The following is a 14,625-nucleotide window of genomic DNA, read 5'->3' on the forward strand; positions in this document are numbered from 1 at the left end:
GTCACACCCGTTCCCATTCCGAACACGGCAGTTAAGCTCTTCAGCGCCGATGGTAGTTGGGGGTTTCCCCCTGTGAGAGTAGGACGTCGCCAAGCAAGTTTCATATGGAGGATTAGCTCAGCTGGGAGAGCATCTGCCTTACAAGCAGAGGGTCGGCGGTTCGATCCCGTCATCCTCCACCATTTTACACCTGCCGGTGTAGCTCAACTGGTAGAGCAACTGACTTGTAATCAGTAGGTTGGGGGTTCAAGTCCTCTTGCCGGCACCATTTTAGAATAGTACAAGCACGAGCCATTAGCTCAGTTGGTAGAGCATCTGACTTTTAATCAGAGGGTCGAAGGTTCGAATCCTTCATGGCTCACCATTTTATATGCGGGTGTGGCGGAATTGGCAGACGCACCAGACTTAGGATCTGGCGCCGCAAGGCGTGGGGGTTCAAGTCCCTTCACCCGCATCTTTCATGCGGAAGTAGTTCAGTGGTAGAATACAACCTTGCCAAGGTTGGGGTCGCGGGTTCGAATCCCGTCTTCCGCTCCACTTTTCGTATGTGCCGGGGTGGCGGAACTGGCAGACGCACAGGACTTAAAATCCTGCGGTAGGTGACTACCGTACCGGTTCGATTCCGGTCCTCGGCACCATCATAATATGCGCCCGTAGCTCAATTGGATAGAGCATCTGACTACGAATCAGAAGGTTGTAGGTTCGACTCCCGCCGGGCGCACCATGTTTTTATTGCGGGAAGTAGCTCAGCTTGGTAGAGCACTTGGTTTGGGACCAAGGGGTCGCAGGTTCGAATCCTGTCTTCCCGACCACGTGATTTTTAATGAATGGGGCCTTAGCTCAGCTGGGAGAGCGCCTGCCTTGCACGCAGGAGGTCAGCGGTTCGATCCCGCTAGGCTCCACCATTTTTCAATCAGAAACTTATATTATATTGGCGGTGTAGCTCAGCTGGCTAGAGCGTACGGTTCATACCCGTGAGGTCGGGGGTTCGATCCCCTCCGCCGCTACCAATAAATATAAGGACCTTTAGCTCAGCTGGTTAGAGCAGACGGCTCATAACCGTCCGGTCGTAGGTTCGAGTCCTACAAGGTCCACCATATTCACTTTTTAAAAGCCATGGAGGTATACCCAAGTTCGGCTGAAGGGATCGGTCTTGAAAACCGACAGGGGAGTCAAATCCCGCGGGGGTTCGAATCCCTCTACCTCCTCCATTTTTCAAAAAGCAGCAAGTTGTTTTGAAACACCCTTACATAAAGGATGCGGACGAAACGCTATACACGAAAACTTGATGCAAATCGTTTCATTATTACCGTCGCGGGGTGGAGCAGTCCGGTAGCTCGTCGGGCTCATAACCCGAAGGTCGCAGGTTCAAATCCTGTCCCCGCAATTATTAGGTCCCGTGGTGTAGCGGTTAACATGCCTGCCTGTCACGCAGGAGATCGCGGGTTCGATTCCCGTCGGGACCGCCATTTTTAAAATTCAATACATATGTGGCTCAGTAGCTCAGTCGGTAGAGCAAAGGACTGAAAATCCTTGTGTCGGCGGTTCGATTCCGTCCTGAGCCACCATATTCTAAAAAATTACGGCGATTGTGGCGAAGTGGTTAACGCACCTGATTGTGGTTCAGGCATTCGTGGGTTCGATTCCCATCAGTCGCCCCATTTCGCGGGTGTAGTTTAGTGGTAAAACCTCAGCCTTCCAAGCTGATGATGAGGGTTCGATTCCCTTCACCCGCTCCAAATATGGGCCTATAGCTCAGCTGGTTAGAGCGCACGCCTGATAAGCGTGAGGTCGATGGTTCGAGTCCATTTAGGCCCACCATATTCATTGTTCCGCAGTAGCTCAGTGGTAGAGCATTCGGCTGTTAACCGAACGGTCGTAGGTTCGAGTCCTACCTGCGGAGCCATGGGGAAGTACTCAAGAGGCTGAAGAGGCGCCCCTGCTAAGGGTGTAGGTCGCGCGAGCGGCGCGAGGGTTCAAATCCCTCCTTCTCCGCCAGTTGGCCCGTTGGTCAAGCGGTTAAGACACCGCCCTTTCACGGCGGTAACACGGGTTCGAATCCCGTACGGGTCATAACAAAAAGGGAAGCATACATTCATGTATGCTTCTTTTTTTCATTTCTTTTCATTGATATAACTATCTTTTTGTTCATAGGGAATGTCTCCAAGATTGGATTCTATATTTTCTTCCTCCAGTGTATCTTCATATACCTTTTGCTTTTTGTTCGGTATGTTCACTCTATTTTTTCCTTCGATATCATTTGCGGCATATCCTTCATAGTCTTCAGGAAACCCGTTCGTTTCATCCTCGGTTTTATATAGATCATTATAATTGTCATGATCGCCTGTGTAATCGGATGGTGTTTCGGATGTACCGAATTTGGCAACTTCACCAAAGCTATCTTCTTTATCCACCATTTCGATTCCATGACGATTTTCAAAATGATCACCCATGGATGGGATTAGTATATCCTCTTCCGCAGGCCGGTCTTGTGAAATCGACCGTTCTGGAGCATGCTCGACACAGTAGAGGGTGCTTGGGATCGCTTCAAGCCTCTCGATGGGGATTTCCCTATTGCAGGTTTTACAATGGCCATACGAGCCTTCCTCCATGGCTTTCAAAGCTTCATCGATTTTCTCCATTTCGGATTGTGCATGCTCATCGAGCGCTTGATTCCGTTCCATCTCGAATAATTCGGTACCAAGATCAGCAGGATGATTATCATAGGATGATAATTCCCCTACGGATTCGGTCTGGCTTTTATCCAGAACGGATTGTTCATCATTTTGAATTCTATTAATTAGCTCATTTTTTTCTTGAAGCAGTTCTTTTTTGAATTTTTGCGTTTGTTGTTTCGTTGCCATATCGGATTCACTCCTTCTAAAGTCTAAATCTCATTTATATTGGTAAGATGGTTGTATTATCTATTACCCGAATCGGAGTATAGGAAAACAATAAGGAACGGATGATAGAAAAAAGGACTGAGCGAATGAGCTCAGTCCCAGGAGATTATATAAGATAGCTGATGAATAATCCAATGGCCATTAGTAAGCCAAAGAAGGTGTTCGTTTGGGCCGTGGCTTTCATTGCTGGCACCATCGTGATCGGCTGCGTTTTACCTACGAAGCCTTTGATTGCAGCCAGGGCTTTCGGAATGCTTAGGAAGGCAAGGAGGATCCACGCCGTTACGCTTCCGGTAAGGACTAGCCCAACTAGCCATAGATAAGAGAAGGCGAACATGATTGCCATGAATGTCAGGGCGTTTTTCCGGCCCATTACTACTGGCATCGTTTTGCGGCCATGTGCCTTATCTCCGTCATGGTCACGCAGGTTATTCGATAAGTTGATCAACCCGACCAATATTCCACTTGGAATGGCAATTAAGATGGCTGTTGAAGAAACATCACCGGTTTGAATGAAAAAGGCGATCAGGATTATCAAAAAGCCCATGAACAATCCAGAAAAAAGTTCCCCGAATGGTGTATATGAAATGGGCAGGGGGCCGCCTGTATAAAGATAGCCGACAAGCATGCAAACCAGTCCTACTGCAGCAAGCCACCAAGATGATGCGGCACAGATATAGATTCCAATTATCAAGGCGATGGCATACATGCCAAGGGCCAAGTTCATGATTAGTTTGGGGGTCATCCCATGACGGACGATCCCGCCGCCGATGCCTACGGATTCCTCCGTATCCAAGCCCCTCTTGAAATCATAGTATTCATTGAATAAATTGGTTGCAGCTTGTATCAGGATGCTTGCAATCATCATGGCAGCGAATAATAACCAATTCACTCCATCTTCCAAAAGTGCAATAACAGTTCCAAGCAAGACTGGAACAAAAGCTGCGGTTAGTGTATGTGGACGAATTAACTCCCACCAAATCTTCCAGGTCCGTTTAAGGGGAAGTCCGTCGTATTCTGTTTGCATTATTTCTCTCCTCAAAATCATTATTGGTTCTCTCGAAATTATAACAAATATTGAAATGTTGCACAAAAGGTTATCCTAATAAATGCAGGAAAATTGGGCAAGGGTATATTTGGAATTCACGGATGGTGCATTTCCAGAATCAAGGATATTTCTCTACATTCGCTAAGATTCATATAATAAGGAAAAAAGCAGGAAAGAATCGTTCGGTAAAGGGGCGTTTTATTGACATGAGGTTCAAGGGAGGTGTATCTTTAAATAGGTTAAAAAGCTTTTAAAATGTACATTTGGGGGGATTTTTTTGGCTATCTCAGAGGAAACTGAACAGTTTCAGGGACTGGCTTCAGCTATACAAAAGGCGAAGGACTTGAATGATCAAGTTCTATTCAGTCATATTAAGAAAGTTAATTGCAACAACCCCCTTTCATTTTATCAAGCTGGAAGAGAACGGTACGCGGGTGAACGCTTTTTCTGGGAGGATCCTGCAAAGGATATAACCATCACCGGTTTAGGCAATGTTAAGAAACTCAAAGCGGCATCGAATGCCGAACGTTATAGAGAAGTCGAAAAGAGCTGGATCAAACTGCAGAATACTGCTGTCAAAACAGGAGTGACCGATGTAGAAGCGACAGGTCCGTTACTGTTTGGGGGCTTTTCTTTTGATTATGAAACGGACAGTACGCTCCTGTGGAATCAGTTCGGGGACAACCTGTTTTATATACCTGCCTTCATGCTGTCAATAGTGGGGAAACAAGCTTACTTAACGACAAACTTACTTTGTTCGCCTGATGATTCAGAAAAACTCTTCATAGATATGATAAATGAACGGGAAGCTTTCCTTTTCGAAAGCTTGGATGGAAATGGATCGGGTGTGAATTCCCTGGTTATGCAGAGGGAAGTCGAACCTGAGGAATGGAAGCGGACGGTCGAAGAGGCTGTTCAGGAAATCAAGACGACAGATCTCGACAAGATCGTTTTGGCAAGGGAGCTTCGACTTGCTTTTGAACGTTCCATCGATTCAGGGAAAGTGCTTGAACAATTGATTGCTGAGCAGCCTTTAAGCTATATTTTCAGTTTGGAGGCTGGCGGTGACTGTTTTGTAGGTGCCACCCCTGAACGTTTAATCAAGAAAAAGGGAAATGAAGTTTTTTCAACCTGTCTTGCCGGATCGATGGGGCGAGGGAAAGATGAGCAGGAAGATGTTTGTCTTGGTGAAGAATTGCTTCATGACCAAAAGAATTTACAAGAGCATCAATATGTCGTGTCGATGATATCCAATGCTTTTGATTCTGTATGCGAAAAAGTGATGGTTCCTGCCGAACCGACACTTATGAAAAACCGTCATATCCAGCATTTGTACACACCGGTCAGCGGTATATCCAAGGAAGGCGTCACGATTTTTGAATTCGTCGAGAATCTCCATCCTACACCTGCCATGGGCGGACTTCCAAAAGAAAAGGCCGTTGTCCGGATCCGGGAAATGGAAGGTCTTGAACGCGGCTTTTATGCGGGTCCTTTAGGTTGGGTGGATACGTATGGAAACGGGGAATTCGCTGTAGGGATTCGTTCTGCCCTTATACAGAACAATGAGGCATCCCTCTTTGCCGGATGCGGGGTAGTCGAAGATTCGACTCCCGAAAGTGAATTCCGGGAAACAGGGATTAAATTCAATCCGATGTTAAGTGCTTTAGGAGGAAATCTTAATGAATGATCGAGATGCATTGACAGCGTATGCTGCTTCATTCGTCGATGAGCTGGCACAAAATGAGGTGAAGCATGTGGTGGTGAGCCCAGGTTCACGATCCACGCCCATAGCTTTGTTGCTAGTGGAACATCCTGATATCAAAATTCATATTAATGTGGATGAGCGTTCGGCTGCTTTTTTTGCCCTTGGTTTGGCTAAGGCCTTAAAAGAACCTGTCGGACTTCTTTGTACGTCCGGTACAGCCGCAGCAAACTATTACCCAGCCGTCATTGAGGCTTTCTATTCAAGAGTGCCGCTTATTGTGCTTACTGCTGACCGCCCGCATGAATTGCGTGATGTCGGAGCCCCGCAGGCGATCGATCAGATACATCTTTACGGGAGACATGTAAAATGGTTTGTCGAAATGGCACTTCCTGAAAGCACGGATGGGATGATGCGGTATGCCAGAACGGTCGGTGCAAGGGCGGTGGCTACAGCGGCAGCTGAACCTGCAGGGCCTGTACATTTGAATTTCCCGCTTCGTGAACCATTGATTCCGGATCTGGAGAAAGCAAAGGAGTACAGGCAAAATAAAATAACGCCTGCAGTGTTGATTGACAGTGGAGAACGGTCACTGTCTGCATCACAAATAGAAGCTGTTGCAACTACATTGTCACAAGCTAAGCAAGGTATCATCGTATGTGGCGAATTACCGCATCCCGAGATGAAGGAAGCCATCGTCGCATTAGCGGAAAAACTTGCTTTTCCTATACTGGCTGATCCCCTTTCGCAGTTAAGGAGCGGTAGTCACGACAAAGCCGTCATAATTGATGCGTACGATACATTTCTGCGCGATGAAACGGCAAAAGCGGCTTTCAGGCCGGAAGTGATCTTGCGTTTCGGGGCAATGCCTGTTTCTAAACCCTTATTGTTATTCATGAAAAAACAAAAACAGGCAATCACTTTGGTCGTCGATGGCGGAGCAGGCTGGCGTGAACCAGCCGGATTGGCAACGAATATGATTTACAGCGAAGAGAAAGATTTTTGTTTGAAAATTGCTGATAAAATTATTTCTTCCCCTGATGATGAATGGCTTCGCCTATGGCAGACCGTCAACGGTACGACAAAGGATGCCCTGGCCTCCGTCAGGGATGAATCGGAGTTAAGTGAAGGCAAGCTGTTCGCCCTGCTTGCTGATATGATGCCATTGGAATCGACGCTGTTTGTCGGGAATAGCATGCCCATACGTGATTTAGATACCTTCTTTTTGAATAATGGAAAAGGAATCAAGACAATGGCAAATCGAGGTGCGAATGGGATCGATGGTGTCGTTTCGACCGCTCTTGGCGTAAGTACGGTATCGAAAAATACAGTGCTGGCAATCGGGGATTTAAGCTTTTTCCATGATATGAATGGCTTGCTTGCAGCAAAACTTCAAAAACAAAATATCACGATATTGCTTGTTAATAATGATGGCGGCGGCATATTCTCTTTCTTGCCTCAGGCGAGTGAGAGGGAACATTTCGAAACGCTATTCGGCACGCCTCATGGGCTTGATTTTTCCCATACTTCCCAACTTTATGGCGGTAAATACAACAAGGTGCAAAGCTGGGGTGAGTTTGAGAAGGTATTTACGGAGTCATTCGAAATTCAAGGTCTGAAAATCATCGAAGTACCGACAGAAAGAGAGTCCAATTTACAAAAGCATCGAAATTTGTGGAGCTTTGTTTCCCAGGAAATAAAAATGGTGTTAGATAGGGAAATATCATGAATATTGTCAGCAAGGATGTCAATTATGCCGTTGAAATAACGGGAAATGGAGATCCTCTTGTACTTTTACATGGATTTACGGGAAATCGGGATACATGGAAATTCCTCATTCCGCTACTGAGTGACAGGTATACCATGATAATGGTCGACATCATCGGTCATGGCATGTCCGCGTCACCAGCCGATCATCGAAGGTATGAGATGGAGCGTGTGGCTGAGGATATCAAGTATATTTTGGATGTGTTACATTTCCCGAAAGCCCATATCCTTGGATACTCGATGGGCGGAAGGCTCGGATTGGGATTTGCCTGTTTGTATCCTGAGTATGTTGATACACTGATATTGGAGAGCGCTTCACCAGGCCTTTTAACAGAAGGGGAACGGGAAGTCCGAAGGGAAAATGATAGGAAGCTTGCCGAACGGATTCTTGTAAATGGAATGGAAGCATTTGTGAATCAATGGGAAAACATCCCGCTATTTGAAAGTCAAAAACGTTTGTCGGCCAAAACGAGGTCAGCCATTCGGGAGCAGCGGTTGGCAAATGACCCTGCCGGTCTTTCCAATAGCCTTCTTGGTATGGGGACAGGCAGTCAGGCTTCATACTGGGAACAACTGCAAACTCTTGATTTCCCTGTGCTCCTTGTAACCGGTGAACTCGACCGTAAGTTTTGTGACATTGCGGACTCCATGATGAGAAAGCTGAAGCGGGCCGAGTGGAAAATAATAAATGATGCGGGACATGCGATTCATGTGGAAGTTGGAGAAAAGTTTGGTAAAATAATAAGTGAGTTTTTAAAGCGAAATAAAAGGAGGAATTAAGATGACGATACAATGGGAAACAATACGTGAGTATGATGAAATTCTGTATGAAAAATATAACGGGATTGCTAAAGTGTCCATCAACCGACCACATGTACATAATGCATTCACGCCAAAAACGACTGCTGAAATGATTGATGCATTCGCAAGGGCGCGTGATGATTCAAGCATTGGTGTCATTATTTTAACAGGTGTAGGCGGCAAAGCATTCTGTTCAGGCGGAGATCAAAAAGTACGCGGAAATGGCGGATATGTAGGTGAAGATAACATTCCGCGTCTAAATGTTCTTGATTTGCAACGTTTGATCCGTGTAATTCCAAAACCGGTCGTAGCCATGGTTGCAGGATATGCAATTGGTGGCGGAAATGTCTTGAACGTGGTATGTGACTTGACGATTGCTGCTGACAATGCAATTTTCGGACAAACTGGACCGAATGTGGGAAGCTTTGATGCTGGCTATGGTTCTGGCTACCTTGCACGTATCGTGGGTCATAAAAAGGCGCGCGAAATCTGGTACCTATGCCGTCAATACAATGCACAGGAAGCATTGGACATGGGATTGGTCAACACGGTTGTACCTTTGGACGAATTGGAAACGGAAACGGTTAAATGGTGTGAAGAAATGCTTGAGAAGAGCCCGACTGCACTTCGTTTCTTGAAAGCGGCAATGAACGCTGATACGGATGGCCTTGCAGGTCTTCAACAATTGGCTGGTGACGCTACACTTTTATACTATACAACAGAAGAAGCAAAAGAAGGCCGCGATGCATTCAAAGAAAAACGCACTCCGGACTTTGGGCAATTCCCTCGTTTCCCTTAATGAAACGTGTGAATCGATGAGACTGACAGCTTGGCGGAAAATCGCCGGGCTGTTTTCTATATCAAAATGGAAGAGGGGAAGCAGCAATGGCAGAAGAAAAGTTGCCGAACTGGCTGAAAAATCGGGCGCATCTTTCACCGGATCGCCCGGCAATTGAGTTTGAAGGTCATACGTATAGCTTTCTTGAACTGCATACATTATCGGAGAAAATGGCTGGTAAGCTGGCAAGCGTTGGTCTGGGCGCTGGCGATTCATGTGCGGTTTTGCTCCGTAACCATATTGATGGTGTCGTCGTTATCCATGCACTACTATATCTCGGTGTGAAGATTGTGATGCTGAATAATAAGCTAACGGCAAAAGAGCTGTCCTGGCAGATCGGGGATAGTGGATCTGCCCATTTGGTTTCAGAAGGCTCCTTCTCCGGCAAACTCTCTGATATTGGTGGGATTCTCCCAGAATTGAACCTTCATTTAATGGAAGAATTGCCGGATGGCACTGCGGAGATACTTCAAGAGTTTTACCTTGAGGATACCGCGACGATCATGTACACATCAGGTACGACAGGAAATCCAAAAGGAGTGATCCAATCATTCGGCAACCATTGGTGGAGTGCCGTCGGGTCGGTTCTGAACCTTGGATTGCATGAGGAAGATTCGTGGTATTGTGCTGTTCCCATCTTTCATATTAGCGGTTTATCCATCCTGATGAAAAATGTGATATATGGCATGAAGGTCGTTTTGGCAGAACGTTTCGATGAACGGGAGGCAAACCGGAGTATCCAGGAAAATGGCGTGACGATCATTTCGGTCGTGACGACAATGCTGAATAGGATGGTGCAGGATTTGAAGGGAGCAAGCTATCCGGCAACGTTTCGCTGTTTCCTGTTGGGCGGCGGCCCTGCACCCGTCCATTTACTTGAGGTATGTAAGGAGAAAGGGATTCCCGTCTATCAAACATATGGAATGACCGAAACGTCTTCACAGATTGTAACACTGGCACCGGAGTATAGCATGACAAAAATCGGCTCGGCAGGAAAGCCTTTGTTTCCTTCGCAGTTACGGATAGAGAAAGACGGAACGATGTGTGAACCGGGTGCAGTGGGCGAAATCGTGGTTTCAGGTCCGAATGTGACGAAAGGCTATTTTAATCGGCTGGATGCTACACAGCAGGCCATTACCGATGGATGGCTTTATACTGGGGACCTTGGTTATCTCGATGAGGAAGGCTTTTTATATGTGCTTGACCGACGCTCGGATTTAATCATTTCCGGCGGTGAAAATGTCTATCCGGCCGAGATCGAAAATGTCCTAAGTAAGCACCCTGATGTTTTCGAAGCGGGAGTAACGGGGACTGACGATGAAAAATGGGGACAGGTCCCACTTGCCTTTGTCGTCTTGCATCAAGGTGCAGAACTTGATGAGAGCGAACTGCTGGAATATTGCAGGGGATATTTGGCATCTTATAAGATTCCCCAGAATGTGATTTTTTGTAAGGAGCTTCCCCGGAATGGCGCAAGCAAGCTTTTGAGACGGGAACTGAAGAAGGAAATGGGGGAATGGCAATGAAGTTATCCTCCATTTCCCTTAAGCTCATTAAGGCCCCTTTAAAGCGGTCATTCAAGACGCATCTTGAAACGGTAAGCGATCGGGAAGTGATAATTGTCGAAGCCATGGATGAAGACGGATTGATTGGATACGGGGAAGCAGTTCCTTTTACAAGTCCTTGGTATACCGAGGAAACGATCAAGACATGCTTTCATATGCTGGATGTTTTCTTAATTCCGCTGACATTGGCCGGTCAGATCAGGCATCCTGATGAGCTGCCGAACTTATGGAGCGGAATCAGACGGAATGCGATGGCGAAGTCCGCTTTAGAGCAGGCAATCCTTGATTTATATGCGAAGCAGAAAGGAATCTACCTCGGACGGCTGTTTGGCGGCGAACGAAGTGAAGTGGCCGCTGGTGTAGTCGTTGCATCCAATGACATAGAAGATGCGATGCGCCAGATCGAGGATTTTTCCGGATCTGGGTATCAGCGTTATAAAATAAAAATCAATCCTCAAAGTGATCTGGAGTTTTTAGGGGAAATACGTCGGGCCTATCCCGATATCCCGCTAATGGCAGATGCCAATTCAGCGTACAGTCTGGATGACATCCCGCATCTTCAGAAGCTTGATTCGTTTAAGCTGATGATGATTGAGCAGCCGCTTGGACATGACGACATTGTGGAACATTCTTTTTTGCAGAAACAACTGCAGACACCTATTTGCCTTGATGAAAGCATAAATTCATTTCATGATGCCAAAAGTGCACTGTCGCTCCAAAGCTGTGGGGTGATCAACATTAAGATGGCTAAAGTCGGCGGCTGGATGGAAGCTGTAAGAATCCATGATCTATGCCTGGGTAATGGTGTGCCCGTTTGGTGCGGCGGTATGATTGAATTTGGCATTTCACGTGCACATAATATCGCACTTGCCACATTAAAAGGATTCACGATTCCCGGGGATATATCATCTTCATCCCGTTATTGGGAAGAGGATATAATCGATCCTGAAGTCATTGTCGAAAATGGCATGATCCAAGTTCCCGATAAAGCTGGAATCGGTTTTGACATCAATGAAAAACGATTAAAGGAATTGACTACATATAGTAAACTGTACAAATGAAAACATCAAAAGAGGTGCATTACGGCCTCTTTTGATTAAAATATTGATAATCTTCCTTTTTACCTCCCACGTTTCGTGTAACTCACCCTTTTAGTATTTTTTTTGACAGGAATCCCACTCTTTTGGTAAATGATTTAATAGGATAAATAAAATATAAGTTTGAAGTTTCGATGGCATCCCCTGAACCATGATTTTTAAAAGGGTATGACTGGTTAACCTAGGCCCTGATAAACCATATTTTTTCGGAAAATGGGGTTTTGTCTATTTTTTCTTTATTGGATTATTTTGTATAATGAAATCAAAAGAATGGCAAACAAGGGAAAGGGAGGGGAGCGTGTATGAAAAAACCGTACCTAATTGCGGAAATTCTACTGAGAAGAGGCATGCCTGACTATGTCATAAAAGAAGTGACGGCTTTGAAGGAATGCGAGCTGTTTCTTTTGAAGAGAAAGTGGGGCCTCTATGACCGGAAGACAGGTGCGTAAAGAATGAAGTAAAAAGGGAACCGTTCCGATCCGGTCCCCCTTGCGTTTTAAGGTTTACTAAGCCGGTACCTATTGACAGGGCGGCCTATGCTGCCATACTGTACGTCAAGCTGAAGGACTTCTTCGCCATGCAAGTATTCGAGATAGCGCCTTGCTGTAACTCTGGCGATACCAATCCCATCAGCCACTTCTTCTGCAGATAGCGACCCAGGCTGGGTCTTTATGAACTTCGTCACTTGCTCAAGAGTCGCCCCATTCAAACCTTTGGGAACATCATATTTCGGACTCGCTTCAGAATGTGTTTTATTTTGAAAGAGAATTCGGTCGAGCTGGGTTTGAGAAATTTGATGGTCAGGTTCAACCTCCATCCGAAAAGCGAAGTATTGCTCCAGCGTATGTTTTAGCCTATCGAATTTAAATGGCTTGATTAAATAGTCAAAAGCCCCGTTCTGCATCATTTTTCGGATCGTTTTCTGATCATTTGCCGCTGAAATGATGATGACATCCACATCAATTTGCTCTTTTCTGATTTGATAAAGTGTATCAACCCCGTTTAAAGAAGGCATGAAGATGTCCAAAATGACAAGGTCGGGTTTAGACTGCCTGATTTTTTCCAGACCTTCAAGCCCATTTGAAGCTGTATCAACGACTTTAAAAGCAGGCAGGCGCTCAATGAACTGTTTGTTGACCTCTTGGACCATTGGGTCGTCTTCAATTAAAAGTACACGAATTTGGTTAGTCATTTTGGTTCTCCTCTATATCGTGCATGGGAAAAGAAAGAAAAAAGCTTGTTCCTTCGTTAGGGCGTGTCGTGAATTTCATCTCGCCGTTCGCTTTTTTTACAATTTGGTCTATTAGATAAAGACCAATTCCTGATCCTTCCGCACCTTTTGTTGTAAAACCATACTCGAATATATCTTTATGAATGTCCTCGGGAATGCCGGGACCATTATCCTCAAGCACGATTTGACAATGACGTTCATCCTGGTAGATGGATAAATAAACTTGTTTTGTTTCCTCAGAACAATGCTTTAGCGCTGCATATGAGTTTTCGATCAGGTTTCCGATTATCAAAACAAAATCGTGATGATCCAAATCAGCGGGGAATCGGTCCAATTTCGTGTGCTTGTCCATGATGAGCTCGATTCCGAGTTCCCGTCCCAATGAGATCTTACTTAATATCAGCCCCACTAAATTATCATCGTGAATGTGCTTCGTTAAAAACCTGGTCAATTCCTCTTGTTCTTCCGTGATCTGAAAAATGTAATGCAGTGCTTCGTCAAGATTACCGAGCTGGATCAATCCTGCTATCGTATGAAGTTTGTTCATATGTTCATGGTTTTGAACACGCAGGGCTTCAACGAATGCTTTGACACTAGTCAACTCTTCAGCTAGCTTCGTCACATCGGTGCGATCCTGGAAAATGGCTACGGCACCGATCGTTTTATCCGCAATCTTTATCGGTACCCGGTTGCTTACAATATTCCTGTTTTGAACGGAGATTTCCTGATTGAAGATGGGAGATGTCCGATCGAGCACTTCCGGGAGACGGGTATCGTGTATAATATCATTGATATTCTTGCCGATGACTTCACCGTTGATATTGAATATTTGCTTAGCCTTTTCATTGAAAATCGTGATCGTTTCATTATTATCTATGGCGATGACCCCTTCGTGCATCGCATTGAATGCGGCTGTCCTTTCAACCAACATCCGTGAAATTTCATGTGGTTCAAGTTGGAAGGTCTCTTTTTTTATCCTTCTTGCCATGAGCCATGAGCCGCATACCCCGAATAGAAGTGTAAGGACCAGGATAATCGCGATTTCGCCTTTCAGATCCTTGATTAACTCCGGTATCGTAGGCAAGATATTCCCAACCAGGACGACGCCGATTTGCTCTCTATCTTTATCAAGGATCGGGACAAAGGCGCGGACGGAAATGCCAAGTTCGCCAGCTGCCTTTGAAAGATACTCATGCTCAGCGAAAGCAGCGCTTTCATCACTGCTTTCCGAAGGGGTCCCCAATTGGCTGAACACCGGATGGGAATAACGTATATGCTGATTGTTGAGCACAACTATATAATCTGCTTGATGGATTTTCCTTAAGTTTTCAATAATCGGATTGAGCTGCGTCCATCCTTCGGGCTCACGGACCAATTTTTGTACTTCTGGGAGTTCGGCAATGGTATGGGCAGTGATCATGGATCGTTTGCCGATTTCATCTTCCTTGACTGAAACGATGTTTCCGAATATAAAAATCCCGCCTATTAGTATCGAAAAAGCGACGATTACGAATGATAGCAGGGTGATTTTAATTTGAATGGGCATATGAAAGGATTTATCCATTGTTTTTCCTCCATTACTTCTATACTTTATAGTAACAGAATTTCTATCACTTTTCGCCATTTTTCGCGCATTGTATTAAGACAGTGAAAAGCTGTGATAGAATAGTGAT

11 protein-coding genes, 21 tRNA genes and 1 rRNA gene are annotated in these 14,625 nt (G+C 45.5%); 29 read left to right on the forward strand and 4 right to left on the reverse strand.

Annotated elements, in window-relative coordinates; all coding sequences use genetic code 11:
- The 22 genes from rrf to ACFRAK_RS19235 form a co-directional block, all read left to right on the forward strand.
- Positions 1–95: ribosomal RNA gene (gene rrf / locus ACFRAK_RS19130) — 5S ribosomal RNA — on the forward strand; the annotation flags it as partial.
- 11 nt (positions 96–106) lie between these two features.
- Positions 107–182, forward strand: a tRNA-Val gene (locus ACFRAK_RS19135).
- Positions 183–192: 10 nt separating this feature from the next.
- Positions 193–268 (forward strand) — tRNA-Thr (locus ACFRAK_RS19140).
- Positions 269–288: 20 nt separating this feature from the next.
- Positions 289–364 (forward strand) — tRNA-Lys (locus tag ACFRAK_RS19145).
- Between the two features lie 8 nt (positions 365–372).
- Positions 373–454, forward strand: a tRNA-Leu gene (locus tag ACFRAK_RS19150).
- Between the two features lie 8 nt (positions 455–462).
- Positions 463–537, forward strand: a tRNA-Gly gene (locus ACFRAK_RS19155).
- A 12-nt stretch (positions 538–549) separates the two neighbouring features.
- A tRNA-Leu gene (locus ACFRAK_RS19160) sits at positions 550–638 on the forward strand.
- 9 nt (positions 639–647) lie between these two features.
- Positions 648–724: transfer RNA gene (locus tag ACFRAK_RS19165), tRNA-Arg, on the forward strand.
- Between the two features lie 11 nt (positions 725–735).
- Positions 736–812 (forward strand) — tRNA-Pro (locus ACFRAK_RS19170).
- Positions 813–829: 17 nt separating this feature from the next.
- A tRNA-Ala gene (locus ACFRAK_RS19175) sits at positions 830–905 on the forward strand.
- Positions 906–933: 28 nt separating this feature from the next.
- Positions 934–1,010: transfer RNA gene (locus ACFRAK_RS19180), tRNA-Met, on the forward strand.
- A gap of 10 nt (positions 1,011–1,020) precedes the next feature.
- Positions 1,021–1,097, forward strand: a tRNA-Ile gene (locus tag ACFRAK_RS19185).
- 21 nt (positions 1,098–1,118) lie between these two features.
- Positions 1,119–1,211: transfer RNA gene (locus ACFRAK_RS19190), tRNA-Ser, on the forward strand.
- Positions 1,212–1,313: 102 nt separating this feature from the next.
- Positions 1,314–1,387: transfer RNA gene (locus tag ACFRAK_RS19195), tRNA-Met, on the forward strand.
- Between the two features lie 6 nt (positions 1,388–1,393).
- Positions 1,394–1,469: transfer RNA gene (locus ACFRAK_RS19200), tRNA-Asp, on the forward strand.
- A 23-nt stretch (positions 1,470–1,492) separates the two neighbouring features.
- Positions 1,493–1,568 (forward strand) — tRNA-Phe (locus tag ACFRAK_RS19205).
- Between the two features lie 17 nt (positions 1,569–1,585).
- Positions 1,586–1,661: transfer RNA gene (locus ACFRAK_RS19210), tRNA-His, on the forward strand.
- Between the two features lie 4 nt (positions 1,662–1,665).
- A tRNA-Gly gene (locus ACFRAK_RS19215) sits at positions 1,666–1,739 on the forward strand.
- A 5-nt stretch (positions 1,740–1,744) separates the two neighbouring features.
- A tRNA-Ile gene (locus ACFRAK_RS19220) sits at positions 1,745–1,821 on the forward strand.
- A 10-nt stretch (positions 1,822–1,831) separates the two neighbouring features.
- A tRNA-Asn gene (locus tag ACFRAK_RS19225) sits at positions 1,832–1,906 on the forward strand.
- A gap of 1 nt (position 1,907) precedes the next feature.
- Positions 1,908–1,998: transfer RNA gene (locus tag ACFRAK_RS19230), tRNA-Ser, on the forward strand.
- 3 nt (positions 1,999–2,001) lie between these two features.
- A tRNA-Glu gene (locus ACFRAK_RS19235) sits at positions 2,002–2,073 on the forward strand.
- Positions 2,074–2,114: 41 nt separating this feature from the next.
- On the opposite strand, the gene ACFRAK_RS19240 is transcribed toward ACFRAK_RS19235, so the two are convergent.
- Positions 2,115–2,864: a TraR/DksA C4-type zinc finger protein gene (locus ACFRAK_RS19240; protein ID WP_387603153.1), complete on the reverse strand. Its 750-nt coding sequence runs from the start codon at positions 2,862–2,864 to the stop codon at positions 2,115–2,117.
- A gap of 145 nt (positions 2,865–3,009) precedes the next feature.
- A complete protein-coding gene (locus ACFRAK_RS19245) occupies positions 3,010–3,930 on the reverse strand; it encodes a 1,4-dihydroxy-2-naphthoate polyprenyltransferase (RefSeq protein ID WP_144529331.1) in 921 nt (306 codons plus the stop codon).
- Positions 3,931–4,228: 298 nt separating this feature from the next.
- Here ACFRAK_RS19245 and ACFRAK_RS19250 point away from each other — a divergent pair, with 298 nt between their 5' ends.
- The 7 genes from ACFRAK_RS19250 to ACFRAK_RS19280 all read left to right on the forward strand — a co-directional run bounded on the left by ACFRAK_RS19250 (position 4,229) and on the right by ACFRAK_RS19280 (position 12,170).
- Positions 4,229–5,638, forward strand: coding sequence for an isochorismate synthase (locus ACFRAK_RS19250; RefSeq protein WP_387603150.1), 1,410 nt, complete (start codon positions 4,229–4,231; stop codon positions 5,636–5,638).
- A complete protein-coding gene (gene menD / locus ACFRAK_RS19255; RefSeq protein ID WP_394572256.1) occupies positions 5,631–7,382 on the forward strand; it encodes a 2-succinyl-5-enolpyruvyl-6-hydroxy-3-cyclohexene-1-carboxylic-acid synthase in 1,752 nt (583 codons plus the stop codon). Before ACFRAK_RS19250 ends, menD begins: the two co-directional genes overlap by 8 nt.
- Positions 7,379–8,200 (forward strand): 2-succinyl-6-hydroxy-2,4-cyclohexadiene-1-carboxylate synthase, encoded by an 822-nt coding sequence (menH, locus tag ACFRAK_RS19260; RefSeq protein ID WP_387603145.1) that lies wholly within the window; start codon positions 7,379–7,381, stop codon positions 8,198–8,200. Before menD ends, menH begins: the two co-directional genes overlap by 4 nt.
- Position 8,201: 1 nt before the next feature.
- Entirely contained in the window at positions 8,202–9,020 is an 819-nt protein-coding gene (menB, locus tag ACFRAK_RS19265) for a 1,4-dihydroxy-2-naphthoyl-CoA synthase (RefSeq protein WP_076369982.1), read from the forward strand.
- An 86-nt stretch (positions 9,021–9,106) separates the two neighbouring features.
- Positions 9,107–10,585, forward strand: a complete 1,479-nt coding sequence (locus tag ACFRAK_RS19270; RefSeq protein WP_387603142.1) for an o-succinylbenzoate--CoA ligase — start codon at positions 9,107–9,109, stop codon at positions 10,583–10,585.
- Entirely contained in the window at positions 10,582–11,685 is a 1,104-nt protein-coding gene (gene menC / locus ACFRAK_RS19275; protein WP_394572279.1) for an o-succinylbenzoate synthase, read from the forward strand. Before ACFRAK_RS19270 ends, menC begins: the two co-directional genes overlap by 4 nt.
- Positions 11,686–12,023: 338 nt before the next feature.
- Positions 12,024–12,170: a hypothetical protein gene (locus ACFRAK_RS19280; protein ID WP_153246142.1), complete on the forward strand. Its 147-nt coding sequence runs from the start codon at positions 12,024–12,026 to the stop codon at positions 12,168–12,170.
- A gap of 47 nt (positions 12,171–12,217) precedes the next feature.
- On the opposite strand, the gene ACFRAK_RS19285 is transcribed toward ACFRAK_RS19280, so the two are convergent.
- Entirely contained in the window at positions 12,218–12,913 is a 696-nt protein-coding gene (locus tag ACFRAK_RS19285; RefSeq protein WP_260285254.1) for a response regulator, read from the reverse strand.
- The gene (locus tag ACFRAK_RS19290) at positions 12,906–14,516 is read right to left on the reverse strand and encodes an ATP-binding protein (RefSeq protein WP_387603135.1); all 1,611 of its coding nucleotides are present in this window, start codon (positions 14,514–14,516) and stop codon (positions 12,906–12,908) included. Before ACFRAK_RS19290 ends, ACFRAK_RS19285 begins: the two co-directional genes overlap by 8 nt.
- Positions 14,517–14,625: the final 109 nt, after the last annotated feature.

Source organism: Peribacillus sp. NPDC056705, from assembly GCF_043656335.1.